The organism is Luteibacter yeojuensis (genome assembly GCF_000964085.1).
In the GTDB taxonomy this organism is placed as follows: Bacteria; Pseudomonadota; Gammaproteobacteria; order Xanthomonadales; family Rhodanobacteraceae; genus Luteibacter; species Luteibacter yeojuensis_A.
Genome location: NZ_JZRB01000003.1, coordinates 198976 through 213606 on the forward strand (window position 1 = coordinate 198976; position 14631 = coordinate 213606).

At 68.1% G+C, this 14631-nt stretch carries 16 protein-coding genes; 7 read left to right on the forward strand and 9 right to left on the reverse strand.

Features of this window, described 5'->3' with window-relative positions:
- Entirely contained in the window at window positions 1-1197 is a 1197-nt protein-coding gene (gene kbl, locus VI08_RS02410; RefSeq protein WP_045827924.1) for a glycine C-acetyltransferase, read from the forward strand.
- 172 nt (window positions 1198-1369) lie between these two features.
- Here kbl and VI08_RS02415 read toward each other — a convergent pair whose 3' ends face one another.
- Complete coding sequence (locus tag VI08_RS02415; protein ID WP_045827925.1) at window positions 1370-2101, reverse strand: pseudouridine synthase; 732 nt, start codon at window positions 2099-2101, stop codon at window positions 1370-1372.
- Between the two features lie 72 nt (window positions 2102-2173).
- On the opposite strand from VI08_RS02415, the gene VI08_RS02420 reads away from it, so the two are divergent.
- Window positions 2174-3085 carry an alpha/beta hydrolase gene (locus VI08_RS02420; protein ID WP_052697630.1) on the forward strand — a complete coding sequence of 304 codons (912 nt, stop codon included), beginning with the start codon at window positions 2174-2176 and terminating at the stop codon, window positions 3083-3085.
- A gap of 53 nt (window positions 3086-3138) precedes the next feature.
- Here VI08_RS02420 and VI08_RS02425 read toward each other — a convergent pair whose 3' ends face one another.
- From VI08_RS02425 to VI08_RS02435, 3 genes are all read right to left on the reverse strand, one after another.
- Window positions 3139-3846 carry a C40 family peptidase gene (locus VI08_RS02425; RefSeq protein WP_045827926.1) on the reverse strand — a complete coding sequence of 236 codons (708 nt, stop codon included), beginning with the start codon at window positions 3844-3846 and terminating at the stop codon, window positions 3139-3141.
- A 254-nt stretch (window positions 3847-4100) separates the two neighbouring features.
- The gene (locus VI08_RS02430; RefSeq protein ID WP_045827927.1) at window positions 4101-4820 is read right to left on the reverse strand and encodes a YggS family pyridoxal phosphate-dependent enzyme; all 720 of its coding nucleotides are present in this window, start codon (window positions 4818-4820) and stop codon (window positions 4101-4103) included.
- Window positions 4817-6259, reverse strand: a complete 1443-nt coding sequence (locus VI08_RS02435; protein ID WP_045827928.1) for a M20 family metallopeptidase — start codon at window positions 6257-6259, stop codon at window positions 4817-4819. The genes VI08_RS02430 and VI08_RS02435 overlap by 4 nt, the downstream gene beginning before the upstream one ends.
- A 183-nt stretch (window positions 6260-6442) precedes the next feature.
- Here VI08_RS02435 and VI08_RS02440 point away from each other — a divergent pair, with 183 nt between their 5' ends.
- The 3 genes from VI08_RS02440 (at window position 6443) to VI08_RS02450 (ending at window position 7903) form a co-directional block, all read left to right on the forward strand.
- A complete protein-coding gene (locus VI08_RS02440) occupies window positions 6443-6778 on the forward strand; it encodes a ComEA family DNA-binding protein (RefSeq protein ID WP_045827929.1) in 336 nt (111 codons plus the stop codon).
- Window positions 6779-6893: 115 nt separating this feature from the next.
- The gene (locus VI08_RS02445) at window positions 6894-7343 is read left to right on the forward strand and encodes an SET domain-containing protein-lysine N-methyltransferase (RefSeq protein WP_045827930.1); all 450 of its coding nucleotides are present in this window, start codon (window positions 6894-6896) and stop codon (window positions 7341-7343) included.
- A gap of 17 nt (window positions 7344-7360) precedes the next feature.
- Window positions 7361-7903 carry a GNAT family N-acetyltransferase gene (locus tag VI08_RS02450; RefSeq protein WP_045827931.1) on the forward strand — a complete coding sequence of 181 codons (543 nt, stop codon included), beginning with the start codon at window positions 7361-7363 and terminating at the stop codon, window positions 7901-7903.
- On the opposite strand, the gene VI08_RS02455 is transcribed toward VI08_RS02450, so the two are convergent.
- The 4 genes from VI08_RS02455 to VI08_RS02470 all read right to left on the reverse strand — a co-directional run bounded on the left by VI08_RS02455 (window position 7900) and on the right by VI08_RS02470 (window position 12304).
- Window positions 7900-8799 carry a hypothetical protein gene (locus VI08_RS02455; protein ID WP_232309435.1) on the reverse strand — a complete coding sequence of 300 codons (900 nt, stop codon included), beginning with the start codon at window positions 8797-8799 and terminating at the stop codon, window positions 7900-7902. The genes VI08_RS02450 and VI08_RS02455 overlap by 4 nt on opposite strands.
- An 8-nt stretch (window positions 8800-8807) precedes the next feature.
- The gene (locus VI08_RS02460) at window positions 8808-11078 is read right to left on the reverse strand and encodes a M1 family metallopeptidase (protein ID WP_198148822.1); all 2271 of its coding nucleotides are present in this window, start codon (window positions 11076-11078) and stop codon (window positions 8808-8810) included.
- A 96-nt stretch (window positions 11079-11174) separates the two neighbouring features.
- Window positions 11175-12035: a 2OG-Fe(II) oxygenase gene (locus tag VI08_RS02465; protein WP_045827988.1), complete on the reverse strand. Its 861-nt coding sequence runs from the start codon at window positions 12033-12035 to the stop codon at window positions 11175-11177.
- A gap of 26 nt (window positions 12036-12061) precedes the next feature.
- Window positions 12062-12304, reverse strand: a complete 243-nt coding sequence (locus VI08_RS02470) for a GIY-YIG nuclease family protein (protein WP_045827933.1) — start codon at window positions 12302-12304, stop codon at window positions 12062-12064.
- 20 nt (window positions 12305-12324) lie between these two features.
- Here VI08_RS02470 and VI08_RS02475 point away from each other — a divergent pair, with 20 nt between their 5' ends.
- Entirely contained in the window at window positions 12325-13383 is a 1059-nt protein-coding gene (locus VI08_RS02475) for a PLP-dependent aminotransferase family protein (protein WP_052697631.1), read from the forward strand.
- Here VI08_RS02475 and tcdA read toward each other — a convergent pair.
- The gene (tcdA, locus tag VI08_RS02480; protein ID WP_045827934.1) at window positions 13380-14198 is read right to left on the reverse strand and encodes a tRNA cyclic N6-threonylcarbamoyladenosine(37) synthase TcdA; all 819 of its coding nucleotides are present in this window, start codon (window positions 14196-14198) and stop codon (window positions 13380-13382) included. The genes VI08_RS02475 and tcdA overlap by 4 nt on opposite strands.
- A gap of 36 nt (window positions 14199-14234) precedes the next feature.
- Here tcdA and VI08_RS02485 point away from each other — a divergent pair, with 36 nt between their 5' ends.
- A complete protein-coding gene (locus VI08_RS02485; protein ID WP_045827935.1) occupies window positions 14235-14624 on the forward strand; it encodes a cytochrome c in 390 nt (129 codons plus the stop codon).
- Window positions 14625-14631: the final 7 nt, after the last annotated feature.

Sequence of the window (14631 nt, forward strand, 5' to 3'; positions counted from 1 at the left end):
ATGTCCTACCCCGCCCAGGATCGCTTCGCCGCCGAGCTCGCCTCCATCCGTGAGCAGGGCCTGTTCAAGGCCGAGCGCGTCATCGTGTCGCCGCAATCGGCCGAGATCGAGCTCGAGGGCGGCCGCAAGGTGCTCAACTTCTGCGCGAACAACTACCTGGGCCTGGCCGACCACCCCGAGGTCATCGCGGCCGCCAAGGAAGCCCTCGACACCCACGGCTTCGGCATGGCCAGCGTGCGCTTCATCTGCGGCACGCAGGACCTCCACAAGGAACTGGAAGCCAAGATCGCCCGCTTCTTCGGCACCGAGGATACGATCCTCTACGCCGCCTGCTTCGACGCCAACGGCGGCCTGTTCGAACCGCTGCTGGGCGAGGAAGACGCGATCATCTCCGATGCGCTGAACCACGCCTCCATCATCGACGGTATCCGCCTGTGCAAGGCCAAGCGATTCCGCTACGCCAACTGCGACATGGCCGATCTCGAAGCCCAGTTGCAGGCCGCCGATGCGGCTGGCGCACGCACCAAGCTCATCACCACCGATGGCGCCTTCTCGATGGATGGGTTCATCGCCCCGCTTGATGAGATCACCGCGCTGGCTAAGAAGTACAACGCCCTGGTGCACATCGACGAATGCCACTGCACCGGTTTCCTCGGCGATACGGGCCGCGGCTCGGCCGAGTTCCACGGTGTGCTCGACAAGATCGACATCTTCACCGGCACCCTGGGCAAGGCCCTGGGTGGCGCGCTGGGCGGTTTCACCAGCGGGCGCAAGGAGGTGATCGAGATGCTGCGCCAGCGCTCGCGGCCGTACCTGTTCTCGAACTCGCTGCCACCGCACGTCGTTGCCGCGGGCAGCAAGGTGTTCGACATGCTGGCCGCCGCCGGTGACCTGCGCGACAAGGTGAAGGAAAACACCCGCTACTTCCGCGAAAAGATGACCGAGGCCGGCTTCGACATCCGCCCGGGCCAGCACCCCATCGTCCCCGTCATGATCTACGACGCCAAGCAGGCCCAGGCCATGGCGGCCGAACTGCTCGACGAGGGCATTTATGTCACGGGCTTCTTCTTCCCCGTGGTGCCTCAAGGCAAGGCGCGCATCCGCACGCAGATGAGCGCGGCACACACCCGCGAGCACCTGGACAAGGCCATCGCCGCGTTCACCAAGGTGGGCAAGAAGCTCGGCGTGCTCAAATAAAGCCGTGCTCAACTAAAGCCATGCTCAACTAAAGCCATGCTCAATTAAAGCCATGTGGGAGCGCGCTTGCGCGCGATGGGCTCTTGCGCGACCACCTTTCGCGCGCAAGCGCGCTCCCACAGATGGTTTCCTTCCACAGGTGGTCTCCTTGCTCCCACAGGTGGTTTCCGCCTCAGCGGCGGCGCAGGGCGGTGACTTCGGCTTCGGCCAGGTGCCGCCACCTGCCCTTCGGCAAGTCGCCCAGCGGCAGCCCACCGATGGCGACGCGCACCAGGCGCTGCACCTCGAAACCCAGCGCGGCCATCAGGCGGCGGATATGCCGGTTGCGGCCCTCGTCGAGCGTGACCTCGAGCCACGCGTTCTTTTCGCCCTGACGAAGCACTGACGCGGCGCCCGCGCGCAACGGCTCGCCTTCATCGACCACGCCCTCGAGCATCGCCGCGACGGTCGCCTCGTCGGGGTGGCCCGCGACCTGCACGTGGTAGGTCTTCGGCACGTGCGTGGCCGGGTCGGTGATGCCGGCGGCCCATGCCGTGTCGTTCGACAGGAGGAGGAGGCCCTCGCTCGCCTTGTCGAGGCGGCCGACGGGGCCGACCCACGGCAGGCCCGCCCCCTCCAGCAGCGAGTAAACCGTATCGCGCCCACGCTCGTCGGCGGCGGATACCACGAGCCCGCGCGGTTTGTTCATGACGATATAGACGGGCGCCGCGGCGTCGGCGCCGCCGCCATCGACCTCGATGCGCTCGGCGCCACGGATGGGGAACTCCGGATCGCGCACGACGCGGCCGTCAACGCGCACCCGGCCATCGCGCGCGAGCTTCTCGCCCTGGCTGCGCGAACAGATACCGCGCTTGGAGAGGACTCGGGCAAGGCCGAACGTGGGCGTGCGTGGAGGCTTGGGCATCGTCCGTGGATTTTACCGTACCCTCGGTGGCTGACGCCGCGCACGGCGGCCCGCGAAAAGGATCCGACGCACGTGAAAGCCCGCCTGCTTGCCCTGTCCGCGCTCGTCGCCGCCGCCTGCGCCCACGCGCAGGACCCCACGCCCGTCGGCGACCCGATGCTGCACCTGGGCCAGGTACCCCTTTATAGCGGCACGCCGCCGGGGGCGAAGGGCAGCGCGATCGAAGACATCCCGTCGCTTTCGGTCTTCCCGCCCTTCGGCACGCCGAACGGCACGGCGGTGATCGTCGCGCCGGGCGGCTCGTACCTCGGGCTGGCGGGCGACCTCGAGGGCCGCGAGGTCGCCGACTGGTTCGCCAGCCGCGGCGTCACCGCCTTCGTGCTCCGCTACCGCCTGGGCGGCAGGTACCCGATGCCCACGCCGCTGATGGACGCGCAGCGCGCCGTGCAATATGTGCGTGCCCACGCCAAGGCGTATGGTGTCGCCACCGACAAGGTCGGCTACATCGGCTTCTCGGCGGGCGGCCACCTGGGCGGGGTGCTGGAGACGGCCGATGGCCCGGTGCCGGGCGGGCCGGACGATGCCACCGCGCGACAAAGCCCGCGGCCGGATTTCGTGATCCTTGGCTACCCCGCCTTTTCCATGTTCGACAGCGCGCAGAAGGGCCTTGCCTACTGCAAGGCGCTGGAGATCCCCGCGTCGACGTGCACGCCGGCTTACCTGGAGCGCTACCAGCCGATCCGCCACATCACGGCGAGGACGCCACCCACCTTCATCTACCACACCGCCGACGACGAGACGATCCCGGTGGAAGGCAGCGTCGCTTACTTCCTTGCGCTCAAACGGGCAGGCGTACCAAGCGAGCTGCACGTGTACGAGAAGGGCGTGCACGGCACCGGGCTGGCGGCCGACAAGCGCGCACTGCGCACGTGGCCCGACCTGCTCGAACAGTGGCTTATCGGTGGTGGCTTCCTGCCGCGCTAAAAAAAACGGCATGCCTGGGCATGCCGTTTCGGAAAAGTCGTTGAAGGGACCCGTCAGATCTTGGCGATGCCCTCGGGACGCTTGGCGCCCGCGAAGTGCTTGGACCAGTAGGCCTCGTTGAGGCTGTCCACGCGCACCGTCTTGCCTGCCGACGGGGAGTGGATGAACTGGCCGTTGTCGATGTAGATGCCGACGTGCGAGATGGCCTTGCCGCGGGTGCGGAAGAAGACCAGGTCGCCCGTCTTCATTTCGTTGCGCTTCACCGACAGGCCGGCGAGGAACTGGCTGGCCGAGTTGGTGGGGAGGTCGAGGCCGATGCTGTGCGCGAACACGTAGCGGACGAAGCCGCTGCAATCGAAGCCGGCGCTGGGCGTGCGGCCACCGCGGTGGTAGCGGATGTCGCGCAGCTTCATGGCGAACGAGAGGAGTGCTTCGCGGGCATGGCCATCGACATGGCCCGCCAGCTTGGCGGTGGCGGCGGCGACGAGGCTGTCGTCGTCATCGTCAGCATCGACGGCGTCGGCTTCCTGCTCGGCCTGCGCCGAAGCCACGGTGGCCTTCGGGGCGACGAGGGCCGCGGCATCCGGGATGATCGACTGCGCCAGGCCGGAGGCCGGGGCGAAGGTCGGCAGATCGGTCAGCAGCAGCGACGCGGACTGGTCGAGACCCTGGGGGGCCTGGACGGTGTCGGCGATGGCAGGTGTAACGGCGGCGATACAGCAGGTAGCTAACGCGAGAGCGGTCAGTCGCTTGAAATGCATGAGCGGAAAGGCCTGATCATCGTTGGGTTAAGCCGCCGTTTATGTGAGACGACCGTGAACTGAGGGTGAAGTTAGCAAACCCGGACCGACCTGTTGTTGGCAGAAAGTTAAAACCCGCCATTCCTAGGAAAGATTCTGGTATTGCGCAAATTAATGCGCCCTCGTGTGCACAATCCTGAACAGATTGAGGCACTTGCTTCACGTAGGTGATCGGCCGGAATTAGCGTGGCTTTAATGGCCTCAGCCAAATTCGATTATCTGGACGGTTCAGTTTTGTAATTACGGTGTCCAAAAATACTGCTGCCAATGCGTACCTCAGTACTGCCTTCGGCAATGGCGAGGGGGTAGTCGCCACTCATGCCCATGGACAGGCGGGCGAGCTCATGGCCCGATTCCTGCTGGGCCCTGTCGCGGCACTGATACAGCTCGCGGAAGTTCGCCCGTACCTGGGCTTCGTCCGCGGTGTGCTCGGCGATCGTCATGAGCCCGCATACACGCAGGGCGCTGAAGGCCTTCAGTTCCCGGAGGAAAGCGGGCAGCCCCGACGGGGCCAGACCGGTCTTGCTGTCCTCGTGCGAGGTCTTGAGCTGCACGAGCACGTCGAGGCCCCTGCCCTGCGCCTGCAAGGCCTTGTCGAGGGCCACGGCGAGGTCGAGCCGGTCGAGCGACTGCACCTCGCTCGCGTACCGCGCCACCACCCTGGCCTTGTTGGTCTGCAGGTGGCCGATCACCACCCAATCGAGGCCCAGGGCCGCCAGCTCGGTGGCCTTGGCCTGGATCTCCTGCGCCTTGTTCTCGCCGAAGCGGCGCAGGCCCAGCGCGGCAGCCTCAGCCACCACGCTGGCCTCGAAGGTCTTGCTGACGGGCAGCAGGGTGACCTCGGAAGGGTCGCGGCCTGCCGCGTGGCAGGCCGCGTCGATGCCGGCCCGGACCGCCGCGAGGCGGCCGGCCAGGGTGTCGGCACCGGCCGTCATGCGCCAGCCGCCTCCTGGAAGTGGCGGGCGACGACGCTGGCCACCACCATGCTGACGCGCTTGCCGGTGGGGATGTGCAGGAACTCGTTGGGGCCGTGCGCGTTCGAATGCGGGCCCAGTACGCCGGTGATGAGGAACTGCGCCTGCGGGAACTTCTCGCCCAGCATGCCCATGAACGGAATGCTGCCACCCTCGCCCATGTAGGCGGCCGGCTGGCCGAAGTAAGCCTGCGATGCCTGCGCCACGGTCTCTTCCAGCCAGGGCGACAGGGCCGGCGCATTCCAGCCGCTGCCATCCTTCTCGAGCGCGAAGGTGACCTTGGCGCCGTAGGGCGGATCCTTCTCAAGCAACTGCTTGAGGAACCTGCCGGCCTCGGCGCCACTGAGCGTGGGCGGTACGCGCAGGCTGAGCTTCACCGAGGTCTTTGGGCGCAGCACGTTGCCGGCGCTTTCAAGCGGCGGCATGCCGCCGATGCCGGTGACCGACAGCTGCGGACGCCACGTGCGGTTGAGCACCAGCTCGGTGAGGTCGTCGGTGGTCGGCTGCATGCCCTCCACGAACGGGAACTTGTCGTAGATATCGGCACCGAGCACGTCGGCCGAGGTGCGGGCCTGCGCCTTGCGCTGCTCCGGGATGTCGACGTAGAGCTCCTTCGGGATGATCTTGCCGGTTTCCTGGTCTTCGAGCCGGCTGAGCAAGCCGCGCAAGATGCGGAAGCTGGAGGGCACCACGCCCGAGGCATCGCCCGAGTGCACGCCTTCTTCCAGCACCTGCACCGTGAGGTTGCCGCCGGTCATGCCGCGCAACGACGTGGTGAGCCAGAGCTGGTCGTAGTTGCCGCAGCCCGAATCCAGGCACACGACCAGCGCCGGGTTGCCGATGCGGCCAGCGAGGTGGTCGACGTAGTACGGCAGGTCGTAGCTGCCCGATTCCTCGCAGGCCTCGATGAGGATGACGCAGCGGGCATGCGGCACGCCCTGCTCGCGCAGCGCCAGCAGCGCGGCCAGCGAGCCGAAGATGGCGTAGCCGTCATCGGCGCCGCCGCGGCCGTAGAGCTTGTCGCCCTTGAGCACCGGGGTCCACGGGCCGAGGTCGTCGGCCCAGCCGGTCATTTCCGGCTGCTTGTCGAGGTGGCCGTAAAGCACCACGGTCTCGTCGGTGCCCTTGCCCTGCTCACCCTGGGCCGGCACGTCGATGTAGATGAGCGGGGTGCGGCCCTCGAGGCGAACCACTTCCAGCGTGGCGCCCTCGAACGCGGGCAGCTTGGTGCGCGCCCAGTCCTCCATGAGCTTCACCGCCTGGTCCATGTAGCCGTGCTCGCGCCACTGGGCATCGAACATGGGCGACTTGTTCGGGATGCGGATGTACTCCACCAGCTGGGGGACGATTTCCGTATCCCACAGGCCGCTGACGAAGGTAGAGATGCGGGAGGTATCCATGGCACGCCTTGATCGGTGGGGCAAAGGCCGATTGTAGCAGCGCGCGTGTGTAGGCCTGCGCTGGCACGGCGACGCGCCCGGCACCTACGTGCGGTGGTGGCAAGCGCCGATTCGCGCAGGGCCCCGCGCGGCGCAAAGTGCTTGGGCGCCAAAGGGAGCGCGCCCCACCGAAGGAATCCACGCATGTCCGTCCGCCACCTCTTCCTCACCGCCGCGCTGTTGGCCGCGCCCGCGTTCGCGTCCACGCCCGTCAACGTCAACACCGCCGATGCCACCACCCTCGCCCAGTCGCTCGACGGCGTCGGCCTCGCCAAGGCCCAGGCCATCGTGGCATGGCGCGAGGCCAACGGGCCCTTCACCTCCGCCGACCAGCTCACCGAGGTGAAAGGTATCGGCGCCTCGCTGGTCGACCGCAACCGCGACGCCATCCTTTTCGATGCGCCCAGGGCGGCGCCGAAACCGCGCGCGGCCAAGCCCGCCAAGGCCAGGAAGGCCGCCCCGCCCGACGACGAGGGCTGATACGGGTGGGCCACCCACGCGGGTGGCCCTTCCACTACGCGCCCAACGCGCTACACTCGCGCCCCATGCCGGGCCGGGGGGCCGTCGGGCAACGGACTGGGGCGAAGAAGATCCAATGATCCTTCCGCGTTACCGCATCGCCGCGTCGACCATCCAAGGGGCCGGCCAGGGTTTGTTTGTCGATGAATTCGTGGCCGCGGGCCGCGTCATCACGGCGCCCGACACCATCGATCGCACGTACGCGTGGGCCGATATCGCCACCTCGCCCGATCTGCACGCCGCCGCCCGCTGGTTCGAGGATCGCTACACGCTGAGCCCCGACTGGCCGGACGAGTGCTATGTGAACCACAGCTTCCGGCCCACGGGGCTGTGGCACCTCGGCTTTATCTTTGCCACGAAGGATTTGCCGCAAGGCACTGAAATCACAGTGGATTATCGTCACTTGCTAGCGCCCGGCCAGGTCGAGGACTTTGACGACGCCGAAACTGGTGAGAAAATAACCGGCTTGTCCTGGCAGGAGAGCCTCCGCGCGAGCACTCACGCGCTGGCTACCTTGCTCGGTTGAAACTTCTGGTCACCCTGATGGCAACTGCAGATATCCCTGTTATCGAAACGCCGCGCCTGCGGCTCACCGCGCTCACCGAACGCCACTTCGACGATTACGCCGCCATGCTGGCGGACGCCGATAGCACGCGCTGGATCGGTGACGGGCAGCCGTTGGACCGCATGAACGCCTGGCGTTCCATGGCCATGCTCCTCGGCCACTGGGCGCTGCGTGGTTGCGGCATGTGGGCCATCGAGCTGCGCGAGACGGGCGAATTCATCGGCCGCGCCGGCCTCATGAAGCCCGAGGGCTGGCCCGACCTTGAGCTGGGCTGGATGCTGAAGCCCGAGCACCGTCACCACGGCTACGCGACCGAGGCCGGCTCGGCCATCCTCGATTTCGCATGGAACGAGATGCACGCGCAGCGCGTCATCAGCCTGGTGCGCATCGGCAACGAGGCGTCCGACCACGTGGCCGAACGCCTCGGCGGCGAGCACATCGACAACATCGATTTCCTTGGCGGGGCCACCCACCTCTTCGCCTACTACCCGCCGCACCGCGAGGTGCGCCGCGCCGGTTAAAGCGCGGGGGCGAAATCCGTACGGCGACGGCGGTGCGGGTTGACGTTGGCCAGGCGCGATAGCGCCAGCAGCCGCGCCGTGCGCATCCACGCCACGACGACCACGCCCACCTGCACGATCAGGAAAGCCACCAGCGTGCCGGTGCCGGCCGCGGTGGTGTGGCCGCGCCACGAGGTGACAAGCACGGCAAGCACCACGCCGACCAACGTGATCACCAGGTACACCCCCAGCGTGGCGAACGGGCGGCGGAGGAACTGCATGAAGCCTCGGCCCAGTGCGCGGAAGGCCGAGCGCAAGGTGATATCCGCGATGTAGGCGGCCCGCGCCGACTCGACGATGCACTGGACGACCGCGAACACCAGCAAGGTAAGGCCCAGAGCGATATGCGCCCACGTATCCGACGTGCTCTCCAGCACGGCGGCATCGCCCTTGTCCGATGCCAGCGACTGCAGGCCATGCATGGCCATGCCGAACAACACGTACGGGATGAGCGACAAAACCAGCAGCCGCAGCATGCGGCCGTACTCCGTGGCGCCGCCCTGCAACAGCGCACCGAAGCTGAGTGCGCGGCCCGCGCGCCCGCCCGCCACCACCATGCCGGTGAGGAAGGGCGAGATGGCCAGGGTGAGCAGCAGGCCGGCGGCAAACGCCATGCCCGTCCAGGCGTTGTCCACCATCAGGCCGTGGGCCATGTCGCCGAACATCAGGCCATCGAAGTGCGCGGCGTAGCGCTCGGCATGCACGCTGTGGCCCAGCATGCCGTCGAGCGTGGCCCACAGGGGCAGCGACACCATCAGCGTGGGCAGCAGGGTGACCAGCACCCACAGCAACATCACCCGCCACTGCAGGCCACCCAGTGCGCCACCACCCAGCGCGGCGAGGGCGGAGCGTTTCACTTGGCCGTTCATAGGGTCACCAGCAGGCTGTAGATGCCCTGGAGAAGGGCGGCGAAATCGGACGTCCAGCGGCCCGTGGCGGCGTGGTTCGCCTCCACCGTGCGGCTGTCGTTGAGCTTGTTGTGGTCGGTGTAGATCTTCTGCTCGGGATCGAGCTCGGCCGAAGCCGCCTTCACCGGCTTGGTGAACACGAAGCGCGCCCACCGGCGCTGGTCGTCCCAGCGAACCGTCTCCACCGAATCGTCGGCGAAGGTGACCTTCAGCACCTGCGCCACCGCCGCGCCATCGCGCCACACCGTCACGGTGGTCTTGAACGGGAACGGCCCCGTGCCTTCCTTCGCATCAGGGTGCGCCTTCTTCCACGCGTCGCGCTGCTTCTCGATGGCGTCATCATTGTCGTCGCTGGTAAGTTCGACGCGCTTGCCATCCTTCACCGTGGTGCCGGCCAGCGGCAGCACTTCCTCGCTCGTGATGTCGGTGATCTGGTCGTCGACGCGCTCGGTGCCATACACGAACTGCTCGAACACCTGGGCAACCACCTCGGGCTTGCCCGAGACCTCGGCCAGCGTGGCCTGCAGGTCGCCGATGCCGGGGTGGCGGAAATGCCACGTGGCGTAGTACTGCTTGAACGCCTTCTCGGTCACGTCCTTGCCCAGGCGTTCTTCCAGGTCGTGCATGGCCGTGGCCGTGCGCGAATACACGGTGCCGTACTGTGCGCTCGACAGGCGGTCCCACGCATTCTGGCCGAGCGGATCGCCCGGGTGCGAGAGCATCGCCGTCATGCGCTCGAACGCGAACACACCCATCGGCGGCTCCACGCCGAAGAACTTCCAGAACGGCGTGGTGAACCACATATCCTGCTTGCGGTCACGCAGCATCCGCTGGTCCCAGTATTCGTTCAGGCCCTCGTCCAGCATGGGCTCTTCGAATTCGTTGGACGCGAGCAGGCCGTAGAAGTAGCCATGGCCGAACTCGTGGATGGTGACGAAATCGAGCAGCCATTCGGTGCTCGTGTGTGCCTGGTAATGCTGGACATGGTCGGCGGTGAAAAACGTCGGGTATTCCATGCCGCCCGCTTCGCCCGCGTTGAACGGCGGCACCACGGCGGTCACGGTCTTGTAGGGGTACGGGCCCAGCGTGTTCGAGAAGTACGTGAGCGAATCCGTGGTGGCCTTCAACACCGGCTGCGCGTCGCCGGCGTACTCCTCCGGGTAGAGCACCTTGACCTTGACGGTGGGGCTGCCCGGGTGGGCCCACGTCGTCTCGACCGTCTTGAACCCCGGCGCGGCCATCCAGGCGAAGTCGTGCACGTCGCCCTGGGTGAAGTGCCATGTGAGGTCGTTGCCGTCCGGCACGGGCTCGCCCTGCTGCTCGCCCACGGCGCCGACGACGTAGTCCTTCGGCGCGGTAAGGCGGACATCGAACTCGCCGAAGTCGGCGTAGAACTCGCTGTTGAAATGGAATTCGTGGACGTTCCAGCGCGGCTCGGTGGCTCCGCGCTCGCCAGGGAGCTCGAGCACGCCGATCTTGGGGAACCACTGCGCCACGAGGTTGAACTTGCCGAAGTAGCCCGTGCGCTCGATGACGCGCGGCAGCTGGCTGTGGAACGCCATGTCGAGCGTGACGCTGCCACCGGCCGGCACCGGCTGGGCGAGGTCGACGCGCACCACGGTGTGGTCGGTGGCCGGGCCGTTGTCAGGGTGCACGTAGCGCCACTTCAGCGTGGCGCCATCCTGCTCGACGTGGTTGAGGTCGATGTAGCCCCATTCGCCCTTCTTCACCTTGCCAGTGCCGCGCGAACCGCCGTCCGCGGCGAGGACGCCGCGTTCGGTGAAGAACGTGCTGCCCTCGCCCTCGAAGGCATTGAGGTACAGGTGCAGGAACACGGCCGAGACCGGCCGGTCGCTGCGGTTGCGCCAGGTGAGTTGCTGCTGGCCGTCCACCGCATGTTTTTCCGCATCCAGCTTCGCCTGGATGCGGTACGACACCACGCGATCGGAAAGGGTGGCCTCGCTACCGGTGCGCGGGCCGCCCCATGCCGTGGGCGCACTGGGCGTGCGCACGAATGCCGCGTGCGGCGAGGCGAAGGGGATCTCGGTGGGCACCGCGGGTGCGGCGGCGGTGCTGGCCGCGGCAGGCGCGCCGGCCTGTGGCAGTGCGACGGTCCCCGGGGCCGCTGCGGCCGGGCGGGCTGGCGCCGGTGCGGACGCTGGCGGGGTGGCCTGCGGCGGCGGGCTCTGCGCGCCAGCGGCAGTGGCGCATGACAGCGCGCCTGCCATGACAAAACGTACGATCCTGGCTGCCTCGCGGCGCATGCTCCCACCCTCCCCTAGAATCTGGCGAGAGTGCGTGAGCCGCCGCGGGCCCGTCAAGCCTCAACCGGCAAAAGCGCGCTCACGCATCCATTTGGTGACGATCCATTTCTCGCCATGCACCACGGGTGCGCCGCCATGCAACGACAGAGGGTCGAGCGAACCGTCGGCCGCGGCGTATTCGAAGTAAAGGCCCTGGCCCTTGCGCGGCACGTAGCTGAAGTCGATGCGCGGGAAGATGGTTTCGCCACCGGCCTCCACGTCGTCGAGGTACATGATGAGCGTGGAGACGCGCTGGCCGCCGCTGGCGATATGCGGCGCACTGCCCTTCTGGTCAGGGGCGAAGTAGTCGTAATGCGGCATGTACTCGCCGCCCACGCCATAGCGCATCACCTGCAGGCCTTCGCCGTGTTCCTCGGTGAGCTGCATGATCGCGGCCGTCCGCGCATCGATGCGCTGCACCAGTTCGTTCTCGGCACGGTGGAAGTACGCACCTTCGCTGGTACGGATATCCATGACCGTGTTGCTGCCCGAATCGGGCGACACCACCGCCGAGCGCGCCAGCCGCGAACGGGCCATGGCCATGAGGGCGTCGCATTCGGCCCCGTCCAGCACGTTATCGAGCACCGCGATGACCGGCCGCGCCACGCGCACCAGCACGCGGATGTCGCGGTCGGGCGCGCGGATGACATGCCCGGGTGCCAGGCGGCTGCGGAACTCGCTGGCCTGGACGCTGCCTGCCGCGGGCGGCGGCGCCGTGCCGCCGAACATGGCGTCGGCGATGGCGTCGCGAGCCACGCGCTCGTCGAACTGGTGTTCCTTCATGGTGGCGAGCAGGTCGGCCGGCGCGTTGCCACTGGCCAGTGCCTCGCCGATCCAGCGATGCCAATCCGGCGTAACCTTGGTGTGTCGGCGTGCGTGCATGCCGCCATTGTGCAACGGCTGGCCGGTCATTGCTCGCCCAGCCACGCCAGCTTCTTCGCTTTCGGCAAGCGCTTCACCGCGTGCTCCGCGCGCGATGCGGCGGCGCGGTCGGGGAACGGGCGCACGCCCAGCAGGCGCACGGGTGGGTTGGCGCGGGTGTAGCGCGCGCCCTTGCCCGCGGCGTGGGCGGCGTAGCGCGCTTCCACGTCGTTGGTGATGCCGGCGTACCAGCTGCCATTGCGGCATTCGATGAGATAGACGAACCACATGCGCCAAGGATAACGCCCTGATGAGCTACGACCTCGCCGTGAACCTGCCGCTGCGCGCCGCGCCCACCGCCCGGCTGCGCGAGGCCCTGGCCAGCTTCCCGCTCGACGACGGGTTGCTGGGCTACCCCGCGGCGGAGGGCAGCCTCGCCGTGCGCGAGGCCATCGCCGGGTGGATGCGCCGGCACAGCGGCTTCGTGGCGGTGGATCCGCGGCGCCTGCTGCTCACGGTCGGCGCGCGGCATGGCCTGGTCCTGGCGCTGGAAGAAACCTGCGCGCCGGGCGATACGCTGCTGATGGAAGACCTGACGTTCCATGGCTTCCGCCACGGCGTGCTGGCGCACGGCGTGCGCCCCGCGGGCGTGGCCATGGACCACGAGGGCATGCTGCCCACCGCCCTGGAGGAGGCCGCGCGGCGCACCGGCGCCCGTGCGGCCTATATCCAGCCCACCCTGCACAACCCAACCACGGCGACCATGGGATTGGCCCGGCGCGAGGCTATCGTCGACGTGGCCCGGCGCCACGACCTCACCCTTATCGAGGGTGATGTCTACGCGGCCATGGGCTGGCAGGGGGGTGAGCCCTTGCCGGCACTGGGCGAACTCGCCCCGGAGCGTGTGCTGCATGCCGGCGGCATGGGCAAGGTGCTGGGCCCTGGCCTGAGGGTCGGCTGGCTGCTGGCCCCGGACGATGCCACGCACCACCGCCTCACCGAATCGCTGCGCCTCGCGACCGATGGCCTGGCACCGCTTCTACCGGCCATCGTGGCCGGCTGGATGGCTGACGGCACGGCCGATGGGCTACTGGGCACGCTCGCCGCCTCCATGCGCGACCGCAACGTGCTCGCGCGCGAGATCCTGGGTGCACGGCTGCGGACAGCGGGCGGCATGCACGCGTGGTTGCCCCTCGATGACGCCGACGATGCCTACGAACGCGCCCGCGCCGCCGGGGTGCTGGTGACGCCACCCGTGCCGTTGAACGCGGAAGGTGGCCCGGGCCGTGGCCTGCGCATCTGCCTGGGCGCCGAGGAAGGGCCCGCGCGCCTGGAACAGGGCCTGGCCACGCTGGCCGGCGTGCTCTAGGCCTTCTTCGGCGCGGTGAGCTTTTCCAGCGCCTTGCCCACGGCGGCGAATGCGAACGCACCGGTGACGTGCGTGGCCGCGCCGAGGCCGCCACCGCAATCGAGCTTCAGCGGGTCGCTGCCCGGCGGCCGCACGCCGCACACGCTGCCATCGGCCTGCGGATACTGCACGTTCTGCAATGAGTACACGGCCGACACACCGAAGAAGCGATCGGGGTTGCGCGGGAAGTTGTAATCCTGGCGCAGCCGCTTGCGGATCATGCTGAGCATGGCGTCGTGCTCGGTGCGCGACAGGTCGCGGACGCGGACCTGGGTCGGGTCGGTGCGGCCACCCGCGGCACCCACCGTGACCAGCGGCACCTTGCGCCGGCGGCACCACACGATGGTTTCCAGCTTCACCTTCATGGCGTCGCACGCGTCGATCACGACGTCGTAGTTGCGGTCGAGCAGCTCATCGAGCGTGGCCGGCGTGAGGAAGCGCTCCATGGCCTCGAGGCGCACGGTGGGGTTGATGGCGTGGGCGCGCTCGGCAATGACGCCGACCTTGGGCTTGCCGTACTGGCCATCGAGCGCGTGGAGCTGGCGGTTGGTGTTCGACAGGCAGACATCGTCGCCATCGATGAGCGTGAGCCGGCCGATGCCGCTACGGGCCAGCGCCTCGGCTGCCCACGACCCCACGCCACCGATACCGATGACGCAGACGTGCGCGTGGGCGAGGCGGTCCAGTGTGCCGCGGCCATACAGCCGCTCGATGCCGGCGAAACGTTCGGCCTGGGCCGTGCTCACGTGGGTCTCTGGAAGGGTTGGGGTGTGCATTATATGCTTGCTGCCACGCTAAGCCATGGAAATTCGATGCGCGCCCTGCTCCTCATCGTCCTGGGCCTTGCCATAGGCGCGATGGGCGCCACCTTCGCGATCTCCGCACTCCGCCAGGGCACGCCGTACCACAGCGGCGTCATGGCGGTGATGCAGCACCACGTGGGCGCGCTTCGCGCCAATGTGCGGGCGAACCAATGCGAAGCCAAGGCATCCGCCGCCCACCTGCAGCGCCTGCGCCAGGAGGCCGGCGATATCGGCGAGGCGTTCACCGGCATGGAAACCGGCTTCGACCAGGCCGCCGGCCGGCTCACCTCGGCCCTGGACGGCGCCATCGCCGCCCACCCCGCCACCTGCGAAGCCCTGGCCGCCGCCCTCAAGCCGGTGGGCGAGGCGTGCTCGGCCTGCCACCAGCAATACCGCTGAGCGGCGC

What these genes read in the sequence shown, in the direction of transcription:
- VI08_RS02445 (WP_045827930.1), top strand. Translation starts at nt 6,894, where the DNA reads ATGATCCTTCCGCGTTACCGCATCGCCGCGTCGACCATCCAAGGGGCC.
- VI08_RS02435 (WP_045827928.1), bottom strand. Translation starts at nt 6,259, where the DNA reads ATGGATACCTCCCGCATCTCTACCTTCGTCAGCGGCCTGTGGGATACG.
- VI08_RS02415 (WP_045827925.1), bottom strand. Translation starts at nt 2,101, where the DNA reads ATGCCCAAGCCTCCACGCACGCCCACGTTCGGCCTTGCCCGAGTCCTC.
- VI08_RS02440 (WP_045827929.1), top strand. Translation starts at nt 6,443, where the DNA reads ATGTCCGTCCGCCACCTCTTCCTCACCGCCGCGCTGTTGGCCGCGCCC.
- VI08_RS02460 (WP_198148822.1), bottom strand. Translation starts at nt 11,078, where the DNA reads ATGGCAGGCGCGCTGTCATGCGCCACTGCCGCTGGCGCGCAGAGCCCG.
- VI08_RS02425 (WP_045827926.1), bottom strand. Translation starts at nt 3,846, where the DNA reads ATGCATTTCAAGCGACTGACCGCTCTCGCGTTAGCTACCTGCTGTATC.
- kbl (WP_045827924.1), top strand. Translation starts at nt 1, where the DNA reads ATGTCCTACCCCGCCCAGGATCGCTTCGCCGCCGAGCTCGCCTCCATC.
- tcdA (WP_045827934.1), bottom strand. Translation starts at nt 14,198, where the DNA reads ATGCACACCCCAACCCTTCCAGAGACCCACGTGAGCACGGCCCAGGCC.
- VI08_RS02465 (WP_045827988.1), bottom strand. Translation starts at nt 12,035, where the DNA reads ATGCACGCACGCCGACACACCAAGGTTACGCCGGATTGGCATCGCTGG.
- VI08_RS02450 (WP_045827931.1), top strand. Translation starts at nt 7,361, where the DNA reads ATGGCAACTGCAGATATCCCTGTTATCGAAACGCCGCGCCTGCGGCTC.
- VI08_RS02430 (WP_045827927.1), bottom strand. Translation starts at nt 4,820, where the DNA reads ATGACGGCCGGTGCCGACACCCTGGCCGGCCGCCTCGCGGCGGTCCGG.
- VI08_RS02470 (WP_045827933.1), bottom strand. Translation starts at nt 12,304, where the DNA reads ATGTGGTTCGTCTATCTCATCGAATGCCGCAATGGCAGCTGGTACGCC.
- VI08_RS02485 (WP_045827935.1), top strand. Translation starts at nt 14,235, where the DNA reads ATGCGCGCCCTGCTCCTCATCGTCCTGGGCCTTGCCATAGGCGCGATG.
- VI08_RS02475 (WP_052697631.1), top strand. Translation starts at nt 12,325, where the DNA reads ATGAGCTACGACCTCGCCGTGAACCTGCCGCTGCGCGCCGCGCCCACC.